Raw genomic sequence first — 21,478 nt, 5'->3', positions numbered from 1 at the left:
GGGCATTCCCCGCCTCTTACACCACATCTCTGCGCGCTACCAAATTAGATGATGTAATTCCTCATAGGTCCAATAAAATAAGCTCTCTATCGATAATAAATATCGTTAGAGAGCCTATTTGACCTAAAATATATGTGACTATCTTGGCAACAGTACTCATATTTGGCATTTTTTGTCCACGGGGTATAGAACTAACCCCTCAAACAGCCCAAAACGCCTATTTCGATGCGCGCTCGGCCGCTTCGATCACGTGTTTGGCGAGGATCGCCGTCGTCACAGCGCCCACGCCGCCCGGCACGGGCGTGATGGCGTTAACGACCGGCTCCGCAGCATCAGAATCGACGTCACCCACCAGCTTGCCAGCGGCCTCGTCCCAATTAATGCCAACATCGATGATCGTCTGGCCCTCGCGAACCGCATCCACGCCAATCGTACGTGCGCGTCCAACGGCGGCAACCACAATGTCGGCAGCACGGCACTCGGCAGCAAGGTCGTGCGTATGCGTATGGCACGTCGTCACGGTCGCATTGCTCGCCGTAAGCATGGCGGCAACGGGACGGCCAATCACCAGAGACCGACCGACCACAGCAACCTTAGCTCCATCCAGCTCAACGCCGTAATGATCCAGCAAAGCAAGCACGGCTTCGGCTGTGCAGGGGGCAAAACCCTCGCCGCGCCCCGAAAGCGTGGTGAGCAGCGAAGCCGGCGTCATGGAGTCAACGTCCTTGGCGGGATCGAGTGCCGAGGCAACCGCGTCCTCGTCAAGGCCGGCGGGCAGCGGGCGGAACATCAGGCAGCCATGAACAGCGGGGTCGGAATTGATGTCCTCGATGGCCGCCAACAGCTCGTCCTGCGAAACATCGGCGGGAAGCAAAACGCGGCGAGCTTCAATGCCAACCTTCTCGCAGCGCCTGAGCGCACCGCGCTCGTAGGATAGGTCGTCCTCGCGTTCACCCACACGCACGATAGCCAACGTCGGAACAACGCCCCGCTCGCGCAGGGCTGCGCAGCGAGCAGCAAGTTCCTCAGTCAAAGCGCGAGCGACGGGAGCACCCTTCAGCAGTTCAGCCATGGCTATCCTCTCTTCCTTGCAGCGTCGGCGGCGCGGCGCGCCAGCGCATCGGCGCGCGGCAACCATGTGTCGAGCAACTCATCACACGCCGTCTCGAGCTCCTCAGCACGAGCGCGATCCTTCATAGATGTGGTGTTCGCAAAGAGCGTCAGGCTCGCGCCCTGCATGGCGGCGCGGCAGAATACGGCACCGCACGCCACGTCGGACAGCAGCTGTCGGGAGCCCTTGTCCGCCATGACCTCGAGCAGCGCCAGCGCGCGCCCGCAGGCGTCCATGATCCGATACGGAGGCATGGCAGCCACGCGCAGCGCATCCTGAATCGCCGCAGGTCGAGCCGGATCATCACGAGGAATACCGTATGCCGCAGATACCTGGCCGTATGCACGAACATCCTCGGCAACCAGGCCCACAAGCTCCTGCACCAACTCGTCTGCCTGGGCAAATGCGCGCGTCAGATCGTCTGCGCGATCGGCAAGCGCGGGATTAGTTGCCCCATAACGAGCGACCATCCCGCAAAGCGAGGCGCCCAGCGCGCCCACAAAAGCGCTCGCGCTGCCACCACCGGGAACCGGCTCGCGCGCGGCCAGCGCCTCGGCAAAACCGCGACAGGTTTTATCCATCATCTCTTGGCTCATACGCACACGCACCTTCAAGTCATATATATCGGTCGGGCGGCCGACGCCGGCCGACCGCATCGATCACGTAATGGTGCTAAGTCTAGCCCATAAGTACGCGAGCGTCAGCGCATCTGGCCATCGCGGATTTCTATGGCACGCGATAGGCGTCGACAACGCAAGCATGGGACACATGGCCCACCTTTCGAGACTTCCGGACGTCACAAACTGGGGCATATCTATAAACAAGGAACCTGTTGGGGCAACGCCCGCGTACACGCGCCCCTTTTAAAACAACGGGCACCCAACCCCGGGGAGGGCCGACAGCATCGGCCCTCCCCTCTTTTGGACCCGCGTATATTGCCACTTGTCGGCGCAATTCCAGCCCCCAGAATGGGACACATGGCCCACCAGAACGAGCCGCTCGCGCGTACAGTAAAGGCAGGTAATCCATGGGCGGTTACAGATCGAGGAGGACACGACCATGAAAAAGAAGGCCTTTGCGATTCTCACCCTCTGCATAAGCCTCTTAGCCGCAGTCTCCCTAGTGGGCTGCGGTGGCAGCGGCGGCGCTACCGGAAGCGGCGGTGGCGGCGGAGCAGAAAAGCCAGCCGTGGATATGAGGACCGATTTCATTTGGTTTAAGGTCGAGGTCCCCGAGGGCGTCGAGATCACCGACGTCGCAGGCGACACGGCCGATAGGGCCCAGTTTAAGTTCACCGAGAGCGAGCACGCCAGCGACCGCTTCATCCCCGTCTTCGATCCTGACAAGAACGCCGACGAGCTGTTCGACTACGAGGCAAAGTGGAAGGCCAACTCCGGATGGACCGAGAGCGATCCCGTTAAGTACAACGGCAAGACCTGGCGCAGTGCCTACTTTACGCACTCGGGCGGCGTGACGACCGAGCACTTCACCGACGTTGACGGTGGCAGTGTGTATGTGCGCATCGACAACGTCGAGGAACACAAGGACGCCGTCGAGACCATGATGAAGTCTCTGGAGTTTGCCGACGACATCGCCGAGGCCAAGACCGAGGCCATGGACGTCAAGCTCGACGATATCGAGATCAAGCGTTAAGCGACTGGCGAGTGCAGCGGGAAACACAGGCGCAGTGCAAACAAGCGACGGTACCCCAGAGCTTCGTACCCAGGGAGGGCCGGTAAACCGACCCTCCCTTTCTTATGCCGGTAGCCAACGAACGCGAGGATGCCGGACGCCGGAACCGCTCCAAATGTAGCAACAGTACGAAAACGACAAGCACCCCAACACGTCCGCCCGCCGATTTATTGCGCCGCGCAGACAATTAAACCAGCATCTTTAAACATCTGAGCAGTATAGTGACCAAAACTATCGCATAACCGCACTCTACGAATGGAGAAGTTATGACCGAACACCGCGCCATCAGCCGCCGAGCATTTACGTTGGGCCTTGGACTCGCGGCGTTGTCGCCACTTGCAAGCCTGCCCGAAACCGCCATGCTGGGCATTAGCCCGCGGGCAGCCTTTGCGGACAGCACGGCCGGGCCAGCAGTCAGCCTCGACAATTTCGTCATTCGCCTTCGCCCCGCGGGCTATTTTCGTACCGCAAGCGTTAACGAAGACGGCAACGTCATCGGCAACGTCTGCCATCTGTTTAATGACGGCACGTCCAGCAAGCTCATCCTTGAGAACGTAACGACCAAGAATGACGATACAAACTGGTATGCTATCCGCACCTTGCTCAATTTCGAAGAGCATAAAAAGACGGGCTACAGCATTTGGTCGGTCGATGGCGACTCGGACAAAGACGGAAAGGTCATCCACGTATGGAGCGGCGAGTATGACAACAAGCCCAGCCGCGCTTTTGCGTTCGAGCGGCAATCAAACGGAACCTATATCATCCGAGACCGCACGGTCGAGAAAGAAACCGAGAAAAAAGACATTAAGTACCTGGCAATAGAATCGAACGGCGAAGACCAGGACAACAATAAGATCTGCCATAAGAGTAAGAGCATTCCGTGGGAGCTCGAACTTATCGGTTACGACATGAAAAAGAACGATGCCACGGTTAGCAGCCTCGACTGGATCACGTACAGCAGCTACGTCGATGGGCCATGTTGGATGAAATACGTCGACGACAACAAGTTCCTCGACGAGCTGAGCATCCCGGGTACGCACGATTCGGGCACCTGTAGCGTGGACAACGACACCGAGCCCCAATCCTCGCAAGTAAAATGCCAGCAGGATTACATTCCCACGCAGTTGCTCGAAGGCATTCGCTATTTTGATATCCGGCTCGGAAAGGGCGACAACCCTGGCATCTGCCACGGGGATTTCTACCTATTCAAAAAAGACGGGGACTATCTGCATCTCTCCGATGTCATCGGGTACTTTAAAACGTTTTTGAACGAAAACCCGACAGAAGCGCTCATCATGCTTGTATCACGAGGCAACGACGAGGCTACCGACGAAAGTGTTACGACGGCTTTCGCCAAGGTTTTGGACGACAACCCCAAACTGTTCTATACGTCGAGCCGAATCCCCACGCTACACGAGGTGCGCGGAAAGATCGTTCTGCTGCGTCGATTTAGGCTCGCCGGCAACAGTGTAAGCGGCCACACGTGGGGCCTCGACCTTACCGAATGGGATGACAAGATCAAGGCTCACTCCGACAGCGCCACTATGTGTCTCGTCCAAGACGCGCGGGGCTTTGAAGCCGCGGGGGAAACAGGCGATAAAGAGCCCTATTGCACCAAGGTATACGCCCAGGACAAGTACAAACTCACGGGAACCGACAAGCTCAGCTGGGTCGATAATGCGCTGAAGGAAACGTCCGGGCGCACGCGCAACGAGGTAGATGTCGAGGACGATAACGGGGCCAAGGAGAAAGTCCTGGAGCGTTGCTGGTCTATCAACTACACCAGCTGCACGGGCTTGTCGCACGGAGGCAATCCTTTTACCTCGGCACGAGTAGTCAACGAGCATCTGTATAAGAGCCCGTACATCAATCCCAGCGGCATCGAGGATACAAAGTCAGATTACCTCAAGCACATTGGCATCATCGCATCCGACTTTGTTGATGCGGCGCTGGCCCGGAGCATCTATCAGCGCAATTACGATACGGAGCACAAGCAGACGGCTTCGTACTATCTCCCGTACTATCTCCCGACCCGCATGCGCATGACGTACGGCGACTCGCTGAGCGATGCCTCATTCCAGGATGGCAAGACCGTTGGCGAGGGTCATTTCCGCCTTGCCGACAGCAGCAACGCGCTCAACGCGACAGCTTCGGGCCATGCGTTTGCCATTGAATACGTGGATGTCGACGCCCTGGGCAACGAGACCGTTACGGGGCTGCAGGGCTCTGTGCCCATCGATATCGATCCGCTCGCGCTGACGCCCCATTTTGAGGGACTCGAAGGCCTTAAGGCCGGCGAAGACGTGCGCGCCAAGATTGCGGCATCACTCGAGGGCAAGCTCGAAACCGACGCCTGCACCGCCCAGCTCGAGTTTGTGCACGACGCGGACGGCGCTCCGGGCACGGCAATGGCCGAGGGCGAGGCATTTGCCGCGGGGACGTATTGGGTGCGTGCGAAAGGTCTGTTGGGCGACGCGGCGCAAAACTACACGCTCGCCAGCGATGGAGCCGCAAGCTTTACCGTAGCGGCCTCGGGCAGTGCAGGCGGCACCGGTAGCGGCACGGGTTCCAACGCAGACGGCGCCGACAAGAACGGCGGCGGCAACAAGAGCAAGGGCTCGACCGGAAAACTCGCCGACACGGGCGACGGCTCTGGCGTTGCCGCCGGGCTCGCTGCCGCCGCCGTGGCGACAACGGTCGCCGGCGCGGCGATGCTTGCCAATGACCGCGAAAACGTTGGGGACGACAGCGAATAGGCAAGCCCGCCTTTTAGACACATCGACTCAATTGGGGGGGCGCAGAATACCGTTCTGCGCCCCGATTTTTACCTTAGCCCGAACACCGTTATCGGCTACATCACCATGTTCAGCGCATTCACGAACTCCTGAGCTTGGGAGCGGCTGCTCAGACTAAAGACACAGGCAGTCAACAGCCTGTTACGTAGGAAAACGTCGCGGCCCTTGATCCTGCTGACCCCCGTAATGTCCTTAAGATAAACAATCTCGGTGTGCTTGCCACCAAAAGTGCCCTTCTTGAGCACCTCGATGCGGTTAAGGTAGATCTTGACGTCTTTAAACCTACCCGAACCTTTGTCCTGGAACAGCAGCGTGTTGTTGTCCATACGCGTCACTCCCGCGGGGTTCGCTAAAACTGCCTCTATGGTCACATTTTAACCACCGCAAGGCCCCATGCGATGATGTCAGACAGCACAGCAATTCGTGTCCGCGCGAGGCTTTAAGATAGGTATGCTCAGCTGCATCGATGCGACCGGAATATTCTAGGAGCACGCCTCGTATTATTCGCCATTAGAGGAGGTCTTACCTGGTTTACGTATGGGAATTCGAGTTCTTTGATTCGGACGGCATTGAACTTCCCGTGCCAGACTTCGGACATGAGCCGCGACACGGCGGCAAGATTATCGCTGTAGCCGTCAACCGCGAACTCGGCGACATTCCCGCCGTCACCGCAGTGGATGCCGCGCGTATGCTCGGTGTTAGCTCAGCACGGGTGTCACAACTGCTAAATGCAGGACTGCTGGATTCATGGAAGGATGGCACCAAGCACATGATGTCCAAAGCCTCCATCGAGGCACGACTCGCCGATGCACCAAGGGTGGGACGCCCCAAAGAGGCCCCCGTTGCCGTGTAAGGCGATGCCGCTGTGGGCTTTCATCACCTGACATGCATGGCAGCCAGGAACGCTCGATTCGGGACTCACTGCGCCCCGAATCGAGCTGGGCCCATTGCTGCAGGCTGATTCGCATCCCCGATCCCAAAAAGACAGAAGCGCCACTTGCTTCGTTGAGCCCCAACATCCGACCCCGGCTCCCCCTCGTATCCCCAGCGGCATTTCAACTCCAGGACATGTCGCGATCATGCCCGGTCATCCATGCAAATGGACACCACTCTAACACTGGGGTCAGATATCCCCCGCTGCGGCGTATAGGGTAAAATCTTGTCTGCCGCGGAATCCGCCTGCGGGCAACGCTCCGATCTCCGATTGGGGTGAAGCCTATGAACTTGTTTCTTGAAATCCTGCGCCTCTCGATGTACGCGACCGGCATTGCCCGGAACCTCTACGCGATCTGGCGGGAATATAAGCAGTAACGGATAGCGAAGGGAGTCATAGAAAAGGGCCGGTTGCAGCCGGCCCTAGACGATAATACCTGCGTTGCCCGCGTCTCCGAAGTTTAAGCGCTGAGGAGCGGGTTCCGCGGCACAACCTGATTTTACCCAGTGAGGCAGCTCTTTTGCAGCCGCTCCACTGTTTATTTACATCTGGCACCCTCAAACAATCAGACAGCAGCCCGCACTCCTGAGAGCCGCCCCGCACCCCCGGCCATCACGTTACGGCAACAACCGGCGCTACTCCCCTACTTCCCAAAGATCGCAGCGAACAAGCCCTTGCGTTTGGGCTTTTCCTCTCGGTAAGAACCCTCGGCAACCGCTGCAACCTGGCGCGGTTGCTCGCCGCCTCCACGGCGCACGATCTGGTACAGGAAGGGCGATTTAACGTATTTGACCTCGACGGGCGTGGCGTGCACGGTGCTCTCACCGGACAGATGCAGGCTCGGGCTGAGCGACGCCACGATATGCGTTTCGCGCTTGTCGCTAAACACCACCGCGGCCGCGCGGCCCGTCTGGCCGTTTACGGCAATGCGCACCTGCTCGCCATCGCGGCCGTCTGTCGCCGGACGATCGACAAAGTAGACCGGCACCATCACCAGGCCGTCCTTATGTTTGCGGGCCTTGCGCGCCCACATGCGAATGCTCTTTTTATTGAGCCCCAGTACAGCCTCGGCGTCGTTGCCCGCAACGTCGAGCGCCAACTTATCAATGACCACCTGGTCCTTGGTAGACGCATCGACTGAGACAACGCGAAAGTCACCTTCCTGCATGGCGGGATCGAACGGACCGACCTTGGCAAAGTCCCACGGCTCCAAAATGCCCATGAGGCGAACGTCCAGGTAGTTTGCCCTGGGGTATGCCCAGTCGAGCACCTCGTAGTACACCAAGGCCTCCTTGCTCAGGCCCTTGCCCGGGAAGCTCGCCATCATGCGCAAGTCCGCCAGCGCCATGGGGAAATAGAAGAGCATCATGTCGTTTTGGATCGCGTCTTCCACGTCGTGCCCGGCAAAGGCATCCGGATACTGGCGCACCAGCTGCAGCGCGTTGGCACGTGCCTGCTGCGGCGAGATTTCGCAGGGAATACCCTGCTCGGGCACATACTCCGCACCAACGCCCATGGTCAGGCGCTTGCTAAACGTCCCCGGCTTGAGCAGGTCCGCAATGCCGATCTTATTGCCGCAGGACGGGCACTCAAACACACGCTGCGCTGACTCGCCCTCAAAGGACGCTCCGCAGAAGGGGCAAGGAATGCTCACATGCGTGGCCTCTTGGAACTCCTGCGCCGTGCCGCGATCCTCCCACAGCAGATGTTCCAGGACCGACTGATTGCGCCAGTGCGCATTGAAGAAATACCAGTCCGGGTCCTGTGGGCGCTCGAGTTGCGACACATGCGTGAGTTTGAGCAGTCCATCCACCACCGTCAACGGCGTATGGCGAATACCCAAAGCGCTCTTGGGCTCTCCGGCGTCCGCCTGCCACGGAACCACCGTGCCGCAATAGGCGCACTCAAAGCTGCGCTTAGCCTGGTGCGAGTACATAGGGCCGCCGCAGTTTTGACATTTAATGGCAAACATCTCGTCCATGGAAACGTCCTCCTTTGCACAGGGGCTGTCGACATTAAGTATGTCGAGCAAGCAGGCACATGCCCATACCCATGTGGCCCAAAATGGACCACCCAGGCAGACGAGAAGGCTCGCTCGTTAGCACCGGCAGACTATTGCTGCATTTTCTGAGCATCGGCGCACGGCGCCCCCGTGCGAGCTACACTATCCCCTTAAACATGATTGTGAGGACGACCGCTATGCTATTTGTAAATCGGCTGGTACATACGCTTGTTCCCGGCAGCGAGAGCGAGCCGGTCGATGCATCTTGCCGCACCAACGCGGGCTTTTCCGCAAGCCTCGTCTGCATTGGCCTCAACATCACCCTGTGCCTGGCCAAGGGCATCGCGGGCCTGCTCGCCGGCTCCGTCTCCCTCATCGCCGACGCTTTCAACAACCTCTCCGATGCCTCGAGCAACATCGTGAGTCTGCTCGGGTTCCGCCTTGCCAGCCGCCCGGCAGACGAAGGCCACCCCTATGGCCACGGTCGCTATGAGTACCTAGCCGGCCTGTTCGTCGCCGTCCTGGTTTGCGCCGTCGGCATCAATCTGATCCTCGAGTCGGTCACCAAGATCATCAAGCCTTCCCCCACCGCTTACACGTTCATTTCCCTTGCGGCACTGGCTACGTCCATGCTCGTAAAGCTCTGGATGGCCGCGTTCAACCGCACGCTGGGTAACCGCATCGATTCCGAAACGCTCATCGCCACGGCGCAGGACTCCAAGAATGACGTCATCACCTCGGGCTCGGTCTTGGCGGCGGCGCTTATTTCGCAAGCGACCGGCTTTGATCTCGACGGCTGGGCAGGCCTGGGCGTGGGCATCTTCATTTGCATCAGCGGCATGGGCCTGGTGCGCGACGCCATCAGCCCGCTGTTGGGGCAAGCGCCCGACCCCAAGCTCGTCCAGGAAATCCGCGACAGGATCATGTCATACCCCCAGGTTCTAGGCACGCACGACCTCATGGTGCATGACTACGGCCCCGGCCGTCAGTTTGCCAGCGCACACGTGGAAATGCCCGGCGAGGGCGATGCCTTTGAGCACCACGAGATTCTGGACACCATCGAACACGACATCAAACGCCAGATGGGCATTGGCATTACGCTGCACTGCGACCCCATTGCAACAACCGGTGACGACCTGCGCGGCTGGGTAAAGCGCGGCGTAGCGCAGATCGACCCTGCGCTTTCCATCCACGACCTGCACGAGCACGACGGCTTTGTTTCGTTTGACCTGGTGCGTCCCGACGGCTTTGACATATCCGACGAAGAGCTACTGGAGCTCGTCACGCGCATCGTGCACGAGCGCCGGCCCGATGCATCATGCGTCGTTACGTTTGACTCGGGCTTTAGCTCGCCCGACCGTCCGGCAGAGCAGCTGTAGCCCGCTTAACAGCTAGTTACCCTGTGCGCCCGAAATGCCGTTTTGCAGAGCGTCCCAGGCATTGGTAGCCATATCGCCCAGATTCTGAGCAGTATCACCCAGGTTTTGTGCCGTATCGCCCAGCTCTTGCGCCTTATCTCCCAACTCCTGCGCCTTGTTGCTCAAGTCCTCCAGCGTATTGGAGCTCGAGCTGTCGGTACCGCTTTGGCCGCCGGACGAGTTGCCATAGCTGTTCTTGTGCGTGAGCTGAATCTCCAGGTTGCCGTTGTCGTTATAGTAGGCATTCGTAACAACCCAGTTGGAATCGATGACGGGCGTTGAGCCATCGTCGGTCAGAATCACGGCGTTCGAAAGGTCGGCTCCGCGCGACTTGAGGAGCTTCTTGGCGTTGGACCAGTACTGTCCCGGGATATCGCTCAGGTCGACGGCAGCAGACTGGGTGGTCTCGGCCTGCTCGGTCGTGGCATCGGTCGTGGCGCCCCGCTTGTTGAGCATGCCCGACACGATGGCGAACACGATCGACAAGGCAAAGAAGATCGCCAGCACAATCAGGATTTTCTTGATCACGCTCGACGAACGCGACGGTGCCTTCTCCTCGTCCTCACCATACTGCGGAATCGATTTGGGATACTCGCGATACGGCTGGCACGCATGCGGATCGCGCGACTCATAACGAGACTGGACCTGCGCCGTACGCGGCATATACGTCGTCTGCTGAGGCTGCGGAATGGGATTATGCGGCAGGTTGTTATAAGCATCTGTCGCCGCATTGCCATACGGGTCCGGCGCCGCATTGCCATACGGGTCCGGCGCCGCATTGTCATACGGGTCCTGCGGTGCATAATCAAACGGATCCCGTGGTGTATCGCCGTAGCCTATAACCCGTGTGGGTTCGGCAGACGTCTGCGTCGCGGCGGGGTCGGTATAACCGGGGTTGGAAACAACGCGAGTCGCATCGGCGCTATCGCCAGCCTGCGCGGAACCGTAGCCGCCCATCACGGTCGTCTTGTCCTGGTCCATGCAACGTTTCCTTTCCGTCGCCTGCAAGCATCAAGTTATCCATGCATTCTACCCGCGCAAAAGCCTATGATGGGCAAAGCCCGCCGGTATCTACAAGACATGCGCGTGCCTAAGGATCAAAAAGCCCCGCCGAGCCTTGGTAGGCGCGACGGGGCGGGCTAGCAGCTATGGACAGCAGGCTTAGAACAGGCCGGTGATGTCGCCGTCGTTGTCGACGTCGATGTTTTCGGCCGCGGGCACCTTGGGCAGACCAGGCATGGTCAGAACACTGCCGGTCAGCGCGACCACAAAGTGGGCGCCGGCAGAAACCTTGAGCTCACGCACGGTGATGCGGAAGTTCTCGGGAGCGCCCAGGGCCTTGGCGTTGTCGCTAAAGCTGTACTGCGTCTTGGCGACGCACACCGGCAGGTTGCCAAAGCCATTCTCGCGCAGCTCGGCGAGCTGGCGCTTGGCGGCCGGCGTAAAGTCAACGCCGTCGGCGCGGTAGACCTTGGTGGCAACGGCCTCGAGGGCATCAGCGACATCAGCGCCGTCCTCATAGGCAAACTTGAGCTCGCTCGGCTGCTCAATCAGACGCATGACCTCATCGGCAAGCTCGAGCGCGCCCTCGCCGCCCTTGGCCCAGACCTCGGAAAGCTTAACGTTGACGCCGAGCTTCTGGCACTCGGACTCGATGAGAGCAAGCTCGGCCTCGGTGTCCGTCGGGAAGCGATTGATGGCGACCACGCAGGGCAGACCATATACGTTCTGGATGTTGTCGACGTGACGCAACAGGTTGGGCATGCCAGCCTTGAGTGCCTCGAGGTTCTCCTCGTTGAGATCGGCCTTGGCGACGCCACCGTTGTACTTAAGCGCACGAGCGGTAGCGACGATCACGACGGCGCTGGGGCGAACGCCCGTCATGCGGCACTTGATATCGAGGAACTTCTCGGCACCCAGGTCGGCGCCAAAGCCGGCCTCGGTAATGGCAACATCGCCAAAGCGCATCGCCATACGCGTGGCCATGATAGAGTTGCAGCCGTGAGCAATGTTGGCGAAGGGACCGCCGTGGACAAACGCGGGCGTGCCCTCGAGCGTTTGCACCAGATTGGGCTTGAGCGCGTCTTTAAGCAACGCGGCCATGGCACCCTGGGCCTTGAGGTCGCGGGCACGGACGGGCTCGCCGGCATAGCTGTAGCCGACAACGATCTCGCCCAAGCGCTCCTTAAGATCGTTGATGCTCGTGGACAGGCACAGGATTGCCATGACCTCGGAGGCGACGGTGATATCGAAGCCGTCCTCGCGCGGCACGCCCTGGGCCTTACCGCCAATGCCGTCGATGACGTGGCGCAGCTGACGGTCGTTCATATCGACGACGCGCTTCCAAGTGATGCGTTTAACGTCAATACCGAGCTGATTGCCCTGCTGGATGTGGTTATCAAGCATGGCGGCCAGCAGGTTATTGGCGGCACCGATAGCGTGGAAGTCGCCGGTAAAGTGCAGGTTGATATCCTCCATGGGGATGACCTGAGCCCAGCCGCCGCCGGCAGCACCGCCCTTAACGCCAAAGACGGGGCCGAGCGAAGGCTCGCGCAGGGCAACGGCACTCTTGACGCCGCGACGACGCAGGCCGTCGGCCAGACCGATGGTCGTGGTGGTCTTGCCCTCGCCCGCGGGCGTTGGGTTGATAGCGGTCACGAGGACGAGCTTGGCCTGGTGATCAGTCGGCTCGTTGAGCAGTGAATAGTCGACCTTAGCCTTGTCGAAGCCGTACGGAATAAGGTGCTTAACGTCGACGCCGGCGTTCTTGGCCACCTCGGTAATAGGCAGTGGCGTGACAGAACGTGCGATTTCGATGTCAGTAGGCATGGGCGGTCCTTTCGTTACCGAATGAGAAAAAGACCAATTCAGCATAGCACGGGCGCGCAATAGTAAAACGCCCATAACCGATGAACGGCGATATGTTTACCCGATGCCCAGCGATAGCCCAACAGCCCGCCAAAACAAAGCGCCCTAAACGGTAGGTTCAATCCCCAGGTGCTCAAAGGTGCGAAGGGTTGCCTGACGGCCCTGCGGCGTACGAATCATCAACCCGCACTGCAGCAAATAGGGCTCATAGACATCCTCGAGCGTGCCCGGGTCCTCGCCCACCGCACTGGCAAGGGTCGTCAGGCCTACAGCACGGCCGGAGAACGTCTTGGCAAGCGTCTCCAAGATACGAATATCCATCCAGTCCAGACCGAGCTCGTCGATCTCGAAGAACTCGAGCGCCTGGCGGCAGATATCGAGCTCGATAGGGCCGCTGCCACGCACCTGTGCGTAATCGCGCACGCGCTTGAGAAGGCGGTTGGCAAGACGTGGCGTGCCGCGCGAACGCGAGCCGATCTCGAGTGCACTGGGATGGTCGATCGTCACGCCCAGGATAGTCGCCGAGCGCGTCACAATCTGCGCGAGCTCCTCGACCGTGTAGTAATCCAGGCGATACGAAATGCCAAAGCGGTCGCGCAACGGGCCGGTCAACATGCCTGAGCGGGTCGTTGCCGCTACCAGCGTAAACTTGGGAATATCCAGGCGAATCGAGCGCGCCGCCGGACCCTTGCCAATCACGATATCGAGGGCAAAGTCCTCCATCGCGGGGTACAGGACCTCCTCGACCGAACGGTTGAGGCGGTGGATCTCGTCGATAAACAGCACATCACCCGGCTGCAAGTTAGTAAGGATGGCCGCCAGGTCGCCCGTGCGCGCGATGGCAGGGCCACTCGTGGTCTTGATCTGAGCGCCCAGCTCGTTGGCGATAACGGTGGCCAGCGTGGTCTTGCCCAGGCCCGGAGGACCCGAGAAGATCACGTGGTCGAGCGTCTCGCCACGGCTCTGCGCCGCTTCGATCAACACGCGCAGGCTCTGCTTGATGTGCTCCTGACCACAGTAATCGTCCAGGCGCTGGGGGCGCAAAGTGCGGTCGACATCGAGGTCCTCGGCCGTCAGCTCCGAGCCCACCATGCGCTCGCCGTGCGCCATGGATGCCGCCGGCGAGTTGCCGGGCGTCGCCCACAGGTCCTGAGAGTCATCGGCTTCCCACATCACGCATCCATTCCGAGTCGCTTAAGCGCCGCGCCGAGCAGATCCTCGACACGCATATTCTGCCCATCATACCCGCTCAGGGCAACATCGGTCTCCTGCAGGCTAAAGCCCATGGAAAGGAGCGCCGCACGGGCATCATCGATCGCCGAAGGAGCGGCGGCGGGAACCGGCATCGCAACCTGGCCGGGAATCACGTCGACCGGCACAAAGCCCTTATCCTTGGCAAAGGTGCTCTTGAGTTCCAGGATCAGGCGCTGAGCTGTCTTTTTGCCCACACCGGGTACCTTGGCCATGCCCTTGTCGTCCTCGGCCATCACCAGCGAATACAGCTGCCCCACGGTATAGGTGGAAAGCACGGCGAGCGCCAGGCGCGGGCCAACGCCCGAAACGGACACGAGCCGGTCGAACATCGTGCGCTCATCCTTTGAGGAAAAACCGAAAAGTGTCATGGCGTCCTCGCGCACCTGCATACGCGTGTAGAGGCGGACCTCGCCGCCGGGCGTCGGCAACGTGGCCGCAGTGCTGCCCGAGATGCCGAGCTCAAAGCCAACGCCCGACACATCGACGACAGCAGAGCTCATCGTGGCCTCGACAAGCGTTCCGTGGAGCTGGGAAATCATCAGTATCCGGTTCCTCTCTGTTGATAGAACTCGCCACCGGTGAGGGCGCGGGTGCGGCTGAGGTTTACGTGGCAGATGGCGCAGGCCAGGGCATCGGCGGCATGGTCGGGATGCGGGTCGTGATCGAGCTGTGTGAGTGTGCGTACCATGTAGGCGACCTGCCGCTTGTCCGCGGCGCCAGTGCCCACCACAGCCTGTTTGATCTGCATGGGCGTGTACTCGCCAATCTCGAGCGCGCATTCCGAAAGTGCGACGAGTGCAGCACCGCGGGCATGCGCCGTGGGGATGGCCGAACGAACGTTGGCGCCAAAGTAGATGCTCTCGACAGCAGCCGTGTCGGGTCGATAACGCTCAACGACATCCTTAAGGTCATGGGCGATATGCGACAGGCGCACCGCGAGCGGACTTCCGGCACTGGTCTCGATGCAGCCATAGGCACGGCAGCGAACCTCGCCACGCCGCTCCTCGATAATCCCCCAACCCGTATGAGCCAAACCGGGGTCAATGCCCAAGATAACCAAGCCGACCTCCCCTCGCCACAAGCACAGCGCAAGACAAGGCCCCGCGCATCATTCACGAACGTCTGTTCTAGAATAACACAACGCTAGCCCTATAAGTCAGCCGAGATCGAATTGTAGGTTGAGTATACGCAAGCGAGCGCCCGCCAGAGCGAGCAAGGTGCCTTGAAAGAGGAGGGCATTGACCTGGCGGTCATGTCCGACGATTGAAAGGCAGATTGCCGCTCTGGCGGGCGCGCAGCGACCTAGTTCTGAGAGAAGAACGGAAATTGTCGGGGATCAACCGGCGGATGCGGCATCGGGCCACCCTGGGGCCCACCCTGCGGGCCACCCTGGCCGCCCATCATCTTATCGATGGCGTCCTGAACCTCGCCCTCGAACTTTTTCATTCCCTCGTGTAAACGACGCTGACCGTCCTCAGAGCGCAGCTCCTCCATTTGCTCGGGCGAAATACCCAGTAGCTCGCCCAGCACGCCCATCATCTCGTTTCGCACGCGCTCGCTCGTATCCTCGTCAGCAAAACGGCGCACCTCGGCGCGCGCCAGCGAATCGACCGTCATACGCTCCTTGCCGTTAAGCCCCAGGTCGGACCACGCGAGCATATACGGCCAGGCACGCTCGGCAAACGAACGGGCCGAGACGATCGGCGCCATCGGCAACATGCGGCGGGCAGCCTCACCCTGTCGAACGAGCATCAGCAGCAGCGAGCAGGCCTCAGGCTTGCCAGCGGCCATCGGGATGTCGTCGAAAGATCGATTGCGGTCCACGTGCGCCTCGAGCGCGCCATCGACCTCACCCGGCTCAAGCCCGCCGAGCAGCTGTGCCGCACGGTCGAGCATATCGACCGGACCGTCGAGCGTCGAGAGCGCCTGCGCCAGCACGCGCTCCATACAATCTTCCACTGCGTTGAGCGTCACGAGCTCTTGGGGCACCACGGCAGACGTGCGGTTGCGCACACGCGCCACAAACTCAAGCGTCGACAGGTACACATCGCCAAAGGGCGCAAAGTCGCCCTGGTAGCCGCCGCAAAGCGCCGGCGCCGCCAGCGCGTACTCGGTTTTGGACAGCGGGCTCAGCGCCATCGCACCCAGCTCGAGCGCCGTATCCTCCAGCATCAGGCCCAGCGTGCGCGAGCGCAGGCGCTCGGCATCGCCCGCCGACACGTCGCGATCGAGCACGCGCGCCGCATCCGGTGCATCGCGCTCGACGGTGCGAATGTGCAGACGCTCGGCGATGGCGCGGACGGCGGCACAGCGGGCAGCCTCGGCTTCTTCCTGCGCCGGCGTAAAGATACGGTTGCGCCCCAGCACCAGGCCAATCACATTGCGCGGGCCCAGAGCGTCGACGGCCAGCGCCGCCAGCAGGGACGACGGCAAGTCACCCTCGAGTGCCACCACAGCACGCGACGCACCGTGGGCTCGGGCGTTGTCGCGCACGGCGAGCACCAGCGCCTGCCACAGCCACTCCTCGGAACGGAACTCGGGCAGTTCGTGATCCTCCAGGGCATCGAGCATCACGCCGCGCTGAATCTCCTGAACCAGCAGGCTCTCCTCAAAGCACGGCGCCTGGGCCACCACGCGACCGCAGTCGTCGAGCACAAACGAACCGCCGGTATACACCGACTCGTCATAGGCACCGACCGGCGCCATGCAGGCAAACCACACGCTGCGCTTGGAGGCGACCTTGCGGTAGGCGCCGCTGCGAACGGCGGCAATGGCAACAGTCTCGCGGTCGGTCATGTCAAACGCGTTGAATTGGAAATACGCAATGAGGTCAACACCGGTCGGCAACATCTCGAGTTCGCGGTCCAAGTCAAAAATTACGGCGATGCGCACGCCGTCCACGTCGAACACCGGCGGCGCCCAACGCGTGTCGTTGTTCTCGCCACGCTGCAAGGCAATGCTCGAACGCGCCGGCACCACATGACCGTCCTTGAGCATCATGTAGTCGAGCAGCGGTTGGCCCTCAAACGAAACCGCCGCGGGCACGATGCAGATCATGTCAAGCTCCTGGATACGCTCGGCGACACCAGTCAAGCCGGCAAGCATGTCGTGCTCAAAGTCGGCAGCGCCCACCAGGCCACCGGGCATGGCGCCCATAAAGAGCGGAGCCGGAACGCACAGCACGCGCGCCCCGCGCTCGTGGGCCAGACGAGCCTGGTCCTCAATGCGGCCGCAAATGCCCTCAATATCACCCAGGCGCATATCGATCTGTGCAAGCGCGAGCTTCATGGCCCAGCCCTTTCCGTCGTAAACCATCGAAATCGTAGTAAAAGCGCCGGCCGCATAATGCAGCCGGCGCTTGCATGTGCATATGCTAGCTATGATACCCCGAGCGGGGGCGCGCTCCTAGAATGTCGCGGACCACAGCCCGTGCAGGTTGCAGTAGGCATAGACGGTACCGGTCTTGGAGCCGCCCGCGAAAAACGTCGCGGGTTTCATGCCGGGCTCAAGGTAATGGACCTCTAAGCGGCCCTCGGCCTCAAGGGCGATCCACTCAATGTAGTGCTCGGGCAGGCTGGGGTGCTCGACCGAGCCAACTCGGGCGCGAATCACGTGACCGTCACGCTCGGTCTCGACAACAGGCACGTGCTTCTCATGCGCCGCGTCCTCAGTGTTTGCGGTCAGCTCCGTGCAACCGGCAGGGGTCGCAACGTCGTCGCCAAGGGCAGCGATGAGCTTGCCGTCGGGGTCCTTAAAGAATTTCGCCATGATGTTCTCCTTTGCTGATGTGCCAATGTTCTTGATGGTTCTTATGCCCAAAGGCAGACAAACCATCCACGGCATTGCAAATGAACACATAACGAGCGGGGACGATGGGACAGCGCGGGCTATCCGCCCTGGCGGCCTCACCCGAGCGGGTTAACGCCCGTCGCCGCCGAGCAGCGCCAGAACATCCTCGCGCGTGAACAGTGCCGACGAGATGCCGTCGCCGCCGAGTACGCTGTTGACCAGGTCGCGCTTAGACTCCTGCATCCGCATAATGCGTTCCTCGATCGTGTCCTTGGCGATGAGCTTGTACACGGTCACGGTATGTTGCTGGCCAATACGGTGTGCACGGTCAGTTGCTTGGTCCTGCGCCGCCACGTTCCACCACGGGTCGTAGTGGATGACCACGTCGGCAGCCGTCAGGTTAAGGCCCACGCCGCCCGCCTTGAGCGAAATCAAAAAGACCGGAACCTCGCCCTCCTGGAACTGCGCGACCATCTTGGCGCGGCTCTCCTTAGACGAAGCGCCCGTGAGCTTAAAGAAGTCGATGTCCTCCTTGGCCAAGCGCTTACCGATGATATCGAGCATACCCGTAAACTGGCTGAACAACAGGATGCGATGCCCGCCGTCGAGTGCGCCGTGCACGAGCTCCATGCACGTATCGAGTTTGGCGCTCCCCGCCTTGTAATCCTCGTAGTGCAGACGCGGGTCGCAGCAGATCTGGCGCAGCTTGGTGAGCTCGGCGAGCACCTTGAGCTTGTCTTTCTTAAACTCGGATGACTCGCGGTGCTGCACCTGTTGGGCGATGCGGTCCTGGTTGGCCAGGTAGAGCTTGCGCTGCTCGCCGGTAAGCTGCGCCATGACCGTATCCTCGATCTTCTCGGGCAGGTCGGCCACCACGTCTTCCTTGACACGGCGCAGCACAAACGGCGACACGAGCGCTTGCAGGCGGGCGGCACTGTCGCCCTCGGCATGCTCGACCGGGCTTTCGAAGCGCTTGGCAAACGACTCGCGCGTGCCAAGTAGGCCCGGCATCAAAAAGTCGAAGATGCTCCAGAGCTCGGATAGGCGGTTTTCGATGGGCGTGCCCGTCAGGGCAAAGCGCACGCCGGCCGGCAGGCGCTTGGTGGCACGCGCCACCTGGGTGAGCGGGTTTTTAATGTACTGGGCCTCATCGAGTACCACGCGGGCAAAGTCCTGCTCGACGTACTCGTCGATATCGCGCCGCATAAGGTCATACGACGTCACGACCACGTTATGCTCGGCCACGCCGGCGATTTGCACGCGACGCTGGGCCTTGGCGCCCACGATGGCGCACACATCGAGCGACGGGGCGAAGCGCTCCAGCTCGGCAGTCCAGTTGTACACGAGCGACGCAGGGCACACCACAAGCGTGGGCTTAATGTCCCCCGCTTCCACGCGCGCCAGGATATGCGCGATCATCTGCAGCGTTTTGCCCAGGCCCATGTCGTCGGCCAAGATGCCGCCAAGGCCCAGGTGTTCGAGCGAGCCGAGCCACTGGTATCCGTCGACCTGGTAGCCGCGCATCGTTGCCTTGAGCGATGCCGGCACCGTAAAGTCCATCTTGCCGAGCGTATCCAAGCGCTCGACGGTGCGGCGGAACGCAGCGTCGCGATCGGCCTCGAGCGCGGGCGTGCGCGCGAGCATGCTATCGACGAACAGGGTGCTCGACGCGGGAAGCGACACGCCGTCGAGCAGGTCAACAGCATCGACCCCCAGATCCTCGGCAAGGCCAAACGCGGCTCGGGCACCCTCGTCCAAACGAATGATGTCGCCGGACGTAAGGCGCGCAAACGTCTGGTGACGCTTGTAGGAGTCGAGGTAGATGGCAAGGTCTGACGCCGAAAGGCCGCTCGCGCCCAGTTCGACGTCGAGCAGATTGCTCTTGACGGTCGCACGAACCGAGAGCTTGGGCGCGGGTCGCACCGAAATCTGGCGCAGACGGTCGCTGAGCATGACCTCACCCAGCTCGGACAGGGCGGACAGGCCCTCGGTCAGCAGGCAGAACAAGCTCTCGTCATCGCGCTCCTCAAACGCCAGACCGCCCTCGTAGAAATCGAAGTACAGGGCCGCCGTGTCCATAACACGAAACTCTGCCACCTCGTCGCGGGGCGGCACGCCGGGGCGTTGCTCTTCGAAGGGGCTGCCCGGAGCGCCCAGGCTAAAGAGATCTGCCGACCAGTCGCCGTAGGCAACCGTAATTTTGCAGGTCACAAGCCCATCGTCGACGCCGATCGCCATAGCAAAGCTCGGCTCGGGCGCCACGGTATCGAGCGCGGCGGGCGCGGTAAGGTCGGTATAGTCGCGCAAAATGGGCAGCGCCATACGACAGAACTCCCCCACCTGGTCGACAGCGATATGGATCGGCGTGCGACAGGGCAGTAAGCGCGATAGGAACGGCGCCGCATGCTGGGCAAACGCTACATCGGCGCGGCGCGCACGGCGGGTGTCGACCAGATAGGCAACGTCGCCCGAAGCAAAGCAGTATGCATCGGCCGGCAGGCGTAGATCGTAGCTGCCACCAGCCGCCGGCGCGATTTTGGCGGCAAGGAGCGGTGGGCGCTCAGACAGCGCCTCGTCCTCCCCTTCCGGAGGCATCTCAACCGCCACGTCATAGGTGCGATGCGTCGTCGTCCCCCGCGACCAGGCGGGCTCAAAAGAGATGGTCTGGCCGCGCAACAGGTCCAGCACATATACGATGCTATGCTCGGACAGCGGCAACTGACGCTCGGCGACAAAACCGCTGCGGGCAAAGTCGTACGACGCCGAACGCGAGCTTGTGATGTCATCGAGATAGGCAACTGTCGTCACGACAAGGTTGAGCAGCTTTGTCGACACGTCTTCGAAGGCTTCGGGCGTATGGACAAACGTGAGCTTCTTGCCGTACGAGAAGGTGCCGCCGCGCACGTAGGCATCGGCCATGCCGTCGATGTCCTTGACCACGTAGGAGACCGATCCACAGCGAATGCGAAGCTCGAGCGCCCAGCTAAAGCGCTCGGCAAACAGTGGATTGTAATACGGCACCAGCGAGGGCTCCAACACCGCCTTGGGGGCATCGGGATCCACACTGCCGGCGAGCTTGCGGCGCATGCTCGCCAGCTCATCCATGCGCGCGTCCGAAAGATCGGAGAGCGCCGCCATGAGGCTGGGACTCGTGGGGACGGGCGCCGGAAAGGGAAAGTTGGGATTGACGGCCGGCGCTTTGGGCGCGTTGCGCGCGGGCTGTTTCGGCTGCGCCGCAAACGTGCGGACCGGCGTGCGCAAACCTTCGACGGGCTCGGCGCCGCTGGCATCCAAATACGCCAGAGCCGTGGCAATAGCGTGCTTGCACATGCCGGGGTAGCGATAGGCAGCGGGGCAATCGCAGTCGTAGTCGATCACCTCGTGCTCGTCCATGTCGAGCGCCACGCGCGTCTTGTACAGGTCGCCACGCGAACCGCGCACCGAGCCCTCAACCGTCACGTTTTTGGAGAAGCGCGAGCCGCTGTCCTCGATCGACAGCACGGCGCCGTTGAGCATGAGCGAACGCCCCTTCATAAAGGTGCCACTCAGCGCCGCCTCTTTCCGGAGCGCCTGCACAAACGTCCCCTGCGCCATCACTTCCTCCAATCTCACCCG

General features: G+C 61.1%; 16 protein-coding genes. 4 read left to right on the top strand and 12 right to left on the bottom strand.

Going from position 1 to position 21,478, the window contains the following annotated elements; all coding sequences use genetic code 11:
• Window positions 1–217: 217 nt before the first annotated feature.
• Entirely contained in the window at window positions 218–1,072 is an 855-nt protein-coding gene (locus tag DWY51_RS01170; protein WP_117769551.1) for a bifunctional 5,10-methylenetetrahydrofolate dehydrogenase/5,10-methenyltetrahydrofolate cyclohydrolase, read from the bottom strand.
• A gap of 2 nt (window positions 1,073–1,074) precedes the next feature.
• Window positions 1,075–1,707 (bottom strand): cyclodeaminase/cyclohydrolase family protein, encoded by a 633-nt coding sequence (locus DWY51_RS01165; RefSeq protein WP_158556881.1) that lies wholly within the window; start codon window positions 1,705–1,707, stop codon window positions 1,075–1,077.
• 463 nt (window positions 1,708–2,170) lie between these two features.
• Between DWY51_RS01165 and DWY51_RS01160 the strand changes: the two genes are divergently transcribed.
• Window positions 2,171–2,764 carry a hypothetical protein gene (locus DWY51_RS01160; RefSeq protein WP_117769547.1) on the top strand — a complete coding sequence of 198 codons (594 nt, stop codon included), beginning with the start codon at window positions 2,171–2,173 and terminating at the stop codon, window positions 2,762–2,764.
• Between the two features lie 305 nt (window positions 2,765–3,069).
• On the top strand, window positions 3,070–5,559 hold the full coding sequence (locus tag DWY51_RS01155) for a phosphatidylinositol-specific phospholipase C (RefSeq protein WP_117769545.1): 2,490 nt from the start codon (window positions 3,070–3,072) through the stop codon (window positions 5,557–5,559).
• A 95-nt stretch (window positions 5,560–5,654) separates the two neighbouring features.
• Here DWY51_RS01155 and DWY51_RS01150 read toward each other — a convergent pair whose 3' ends face one another.
• Window positions 5,655–5,924 carry a hypothetical protein gene (locus tag DWY51_RS01150; protein WP_117769543.1) on the bottom strand — a complete coding sequence of 90 codons (270 nt, stop codon included), beginning with the start codon at window positions 5,922–5,924 and terminating at the stop codon, window positions 5,655–5,657.
• Window positions 5,925–6,178: 254 nt separating this feature from the next.
• Here DWY51_RS01150 and DWY51_RS09430 point away from each other — a divergent pair, with 254 nt between their 5' ends.
• Window positions 6,179–6,451, top strand: a complete 273-nt coding sequence (locus DWY51_RS09430; RefSeq protein WP_117848843.1) for a helix-turn-helix domain-containing protein — start codon at window positions 6,179–6,181, stop codon at window positions 6,449–6,451.
• Between the two features lie 724 nt (window positions 6,452–7,175).
• On the opposite strand, the gene DWY51_RS01145 is transcribed toward DWY51_RS09430, so the two are convergent.
• Window positions 7,176–8,513 carry a hypothetical protein gene (locus tag DWY51_RS01145; RefSeq protein ID WP_117769541.1) on the bottom strand — a complete coding sequence of 446 codons (1,338 nt, stop codon included), beginning with the start codon at window positions 8,511–8,513 and terminating at the stop codon, window positions 7,176–7,178.
• Between the two features lie 218 nt (window positions 8,514–8,731).
• On the opposite strand from DWY51_RS01145, the gene DWY51_RS01140 reads away from it, so the two are divergent.
• Complete coding sequence (locus DWY51_RS01140; RefSeq protein ID WP_117769539.1) at window positions 8,732–9,913, top strand: cation diffusion facilitator family transporter; 1,182 nt, start codon at window positions 8,732–8,734, stop codon at window positions 9,911–9,913.
• Between the two features lie 12 nt (window positions 9,914–9,925).
• Here DWY51_RS01140 and DWY51_RS01135 read toward each other — a convergent pair whose 3' ends face one another.
• The 8 genes from DWY51_RS01135 to DWY51_RS01100 all read right to left on the bottom strand — a co-directional run bounded on the left by DWY51_RS01135 (window position 9,926) and on the right by DWY51_RS01100 (window position 21,457).
• Window positions 9,926–10,933, bottom strand: a complete 1,008-nt coding sequence (locus tag DWY51_RS01135; protein WP_117769537.1) for a hypothetical protein — start codon at window positions 10,931–10,933, stop codon at window positions 9,926–9,928.
• A gap of 180 nt (window positions 10,934–11,113) precedes the next feature.
• Complete coding sequence (locus tag DWY51_RS01130) at window positions 11,114–12,781, bottom strand: formate--tetrahydrofolate ligase (RefSeq protein ID WP_117769535.1); 1,668 nt, start codon at window positions 12,779–12,781, stop codon at window positions 11,114–11,116.
• A gap of 144 nt (window positions 12,782–12,925) precedes the next feature.
• Complete coding sequence (gene ruvB, locus DWY51_RS01125) at window positions 12,926–13,993, bottom strand: Holliday junction branch migration DNA helicase RuvB (RefSeq protein ID WP_117769533.1); 1,068 nt, start codon at window positions 13,991–13,993, stop codon at window positions 12,926–12,928.
• On the bottom strand, window positions 13,993–14,613 hold the full coding sequence (gene ruvA, locus DWY51_RS01120) for a Holliday junction branch migration protein RuvA (protein ID WP_117769531.1): 621 nt from the start codon (window positions 14,611–14,613) through the stop codon (window positions 13,993–13,995). The genes ruvB and ruvA overlap by 1 nt, the downstream gene beginning before the upstream one ends.
• On the bottom strand, window positions 14,613–15,134 hold the full coding sequence (gene ruvC, locus DWY51_RS01115; RefSeq protein ID WP_022095142.1) for a crossover junction endodeoxyribonuclease RuvC: 522 nt from the start codon (window positions 15,132–15,134) through the stop codon (window positions 14,613–14,615). Before ruvC ends, ruvA begins: the two co-directional genes overlap by 1 nt.
• Before the next feature lie 242 nt (window positions 15,135–15,376).
• A complete protein-coding gene (locus tag DWY51_RS01110) occupies window positions 15,377–17,362 on the bottom strand; it encodes a hypothetical protein (RefSeq protein WP_158556880.1) in 1,986 nt (661 codons plus the stop codon).
• 117 nt (window positions 17,363–17,479) lie between these two features.
• On the bottom strand, window positions 17,480–17,842 hold the full coding sequence (locus tag DWY51_RS01105; protein WP_055285739.1) for a desulfoferrodoxin family protein: 363 nt from the start codon (window positions 17,840–17,842) through the stop codon (window positions 17,480–17,482).
• A gap of 150 nt (window positions 17,843–17,992) precedes the next feature.
• Window positions 17,993–21,457 (bottom strand): SNF2-related protein, encoded by a 3,465-nt coding sequence (locus DWY51_RS01100; RefSeq protein ID WP_117769527.1) that lies wholly within the window; start codon window positions 21,455–21,457, stop codon window positions 17,993–17,995.
• Window positions 21,458–21,478 lie beyond the last annotated feature (21 nt).

Source organism: Collinsella sp. AF25-2LB, from assembly GCF_003458415.1.
Taxonomy (GTDB): Bacteria; Actinomycetota; Coriobacteriia; order Coriobacteriales; family Coriobacteriaceae; genus Collinsella.
The sequence above is the reverse complement of the archived record's forward strand: the minus strand, read 5'-3'. Positions and strand labels throughout refer to the sequence as shown.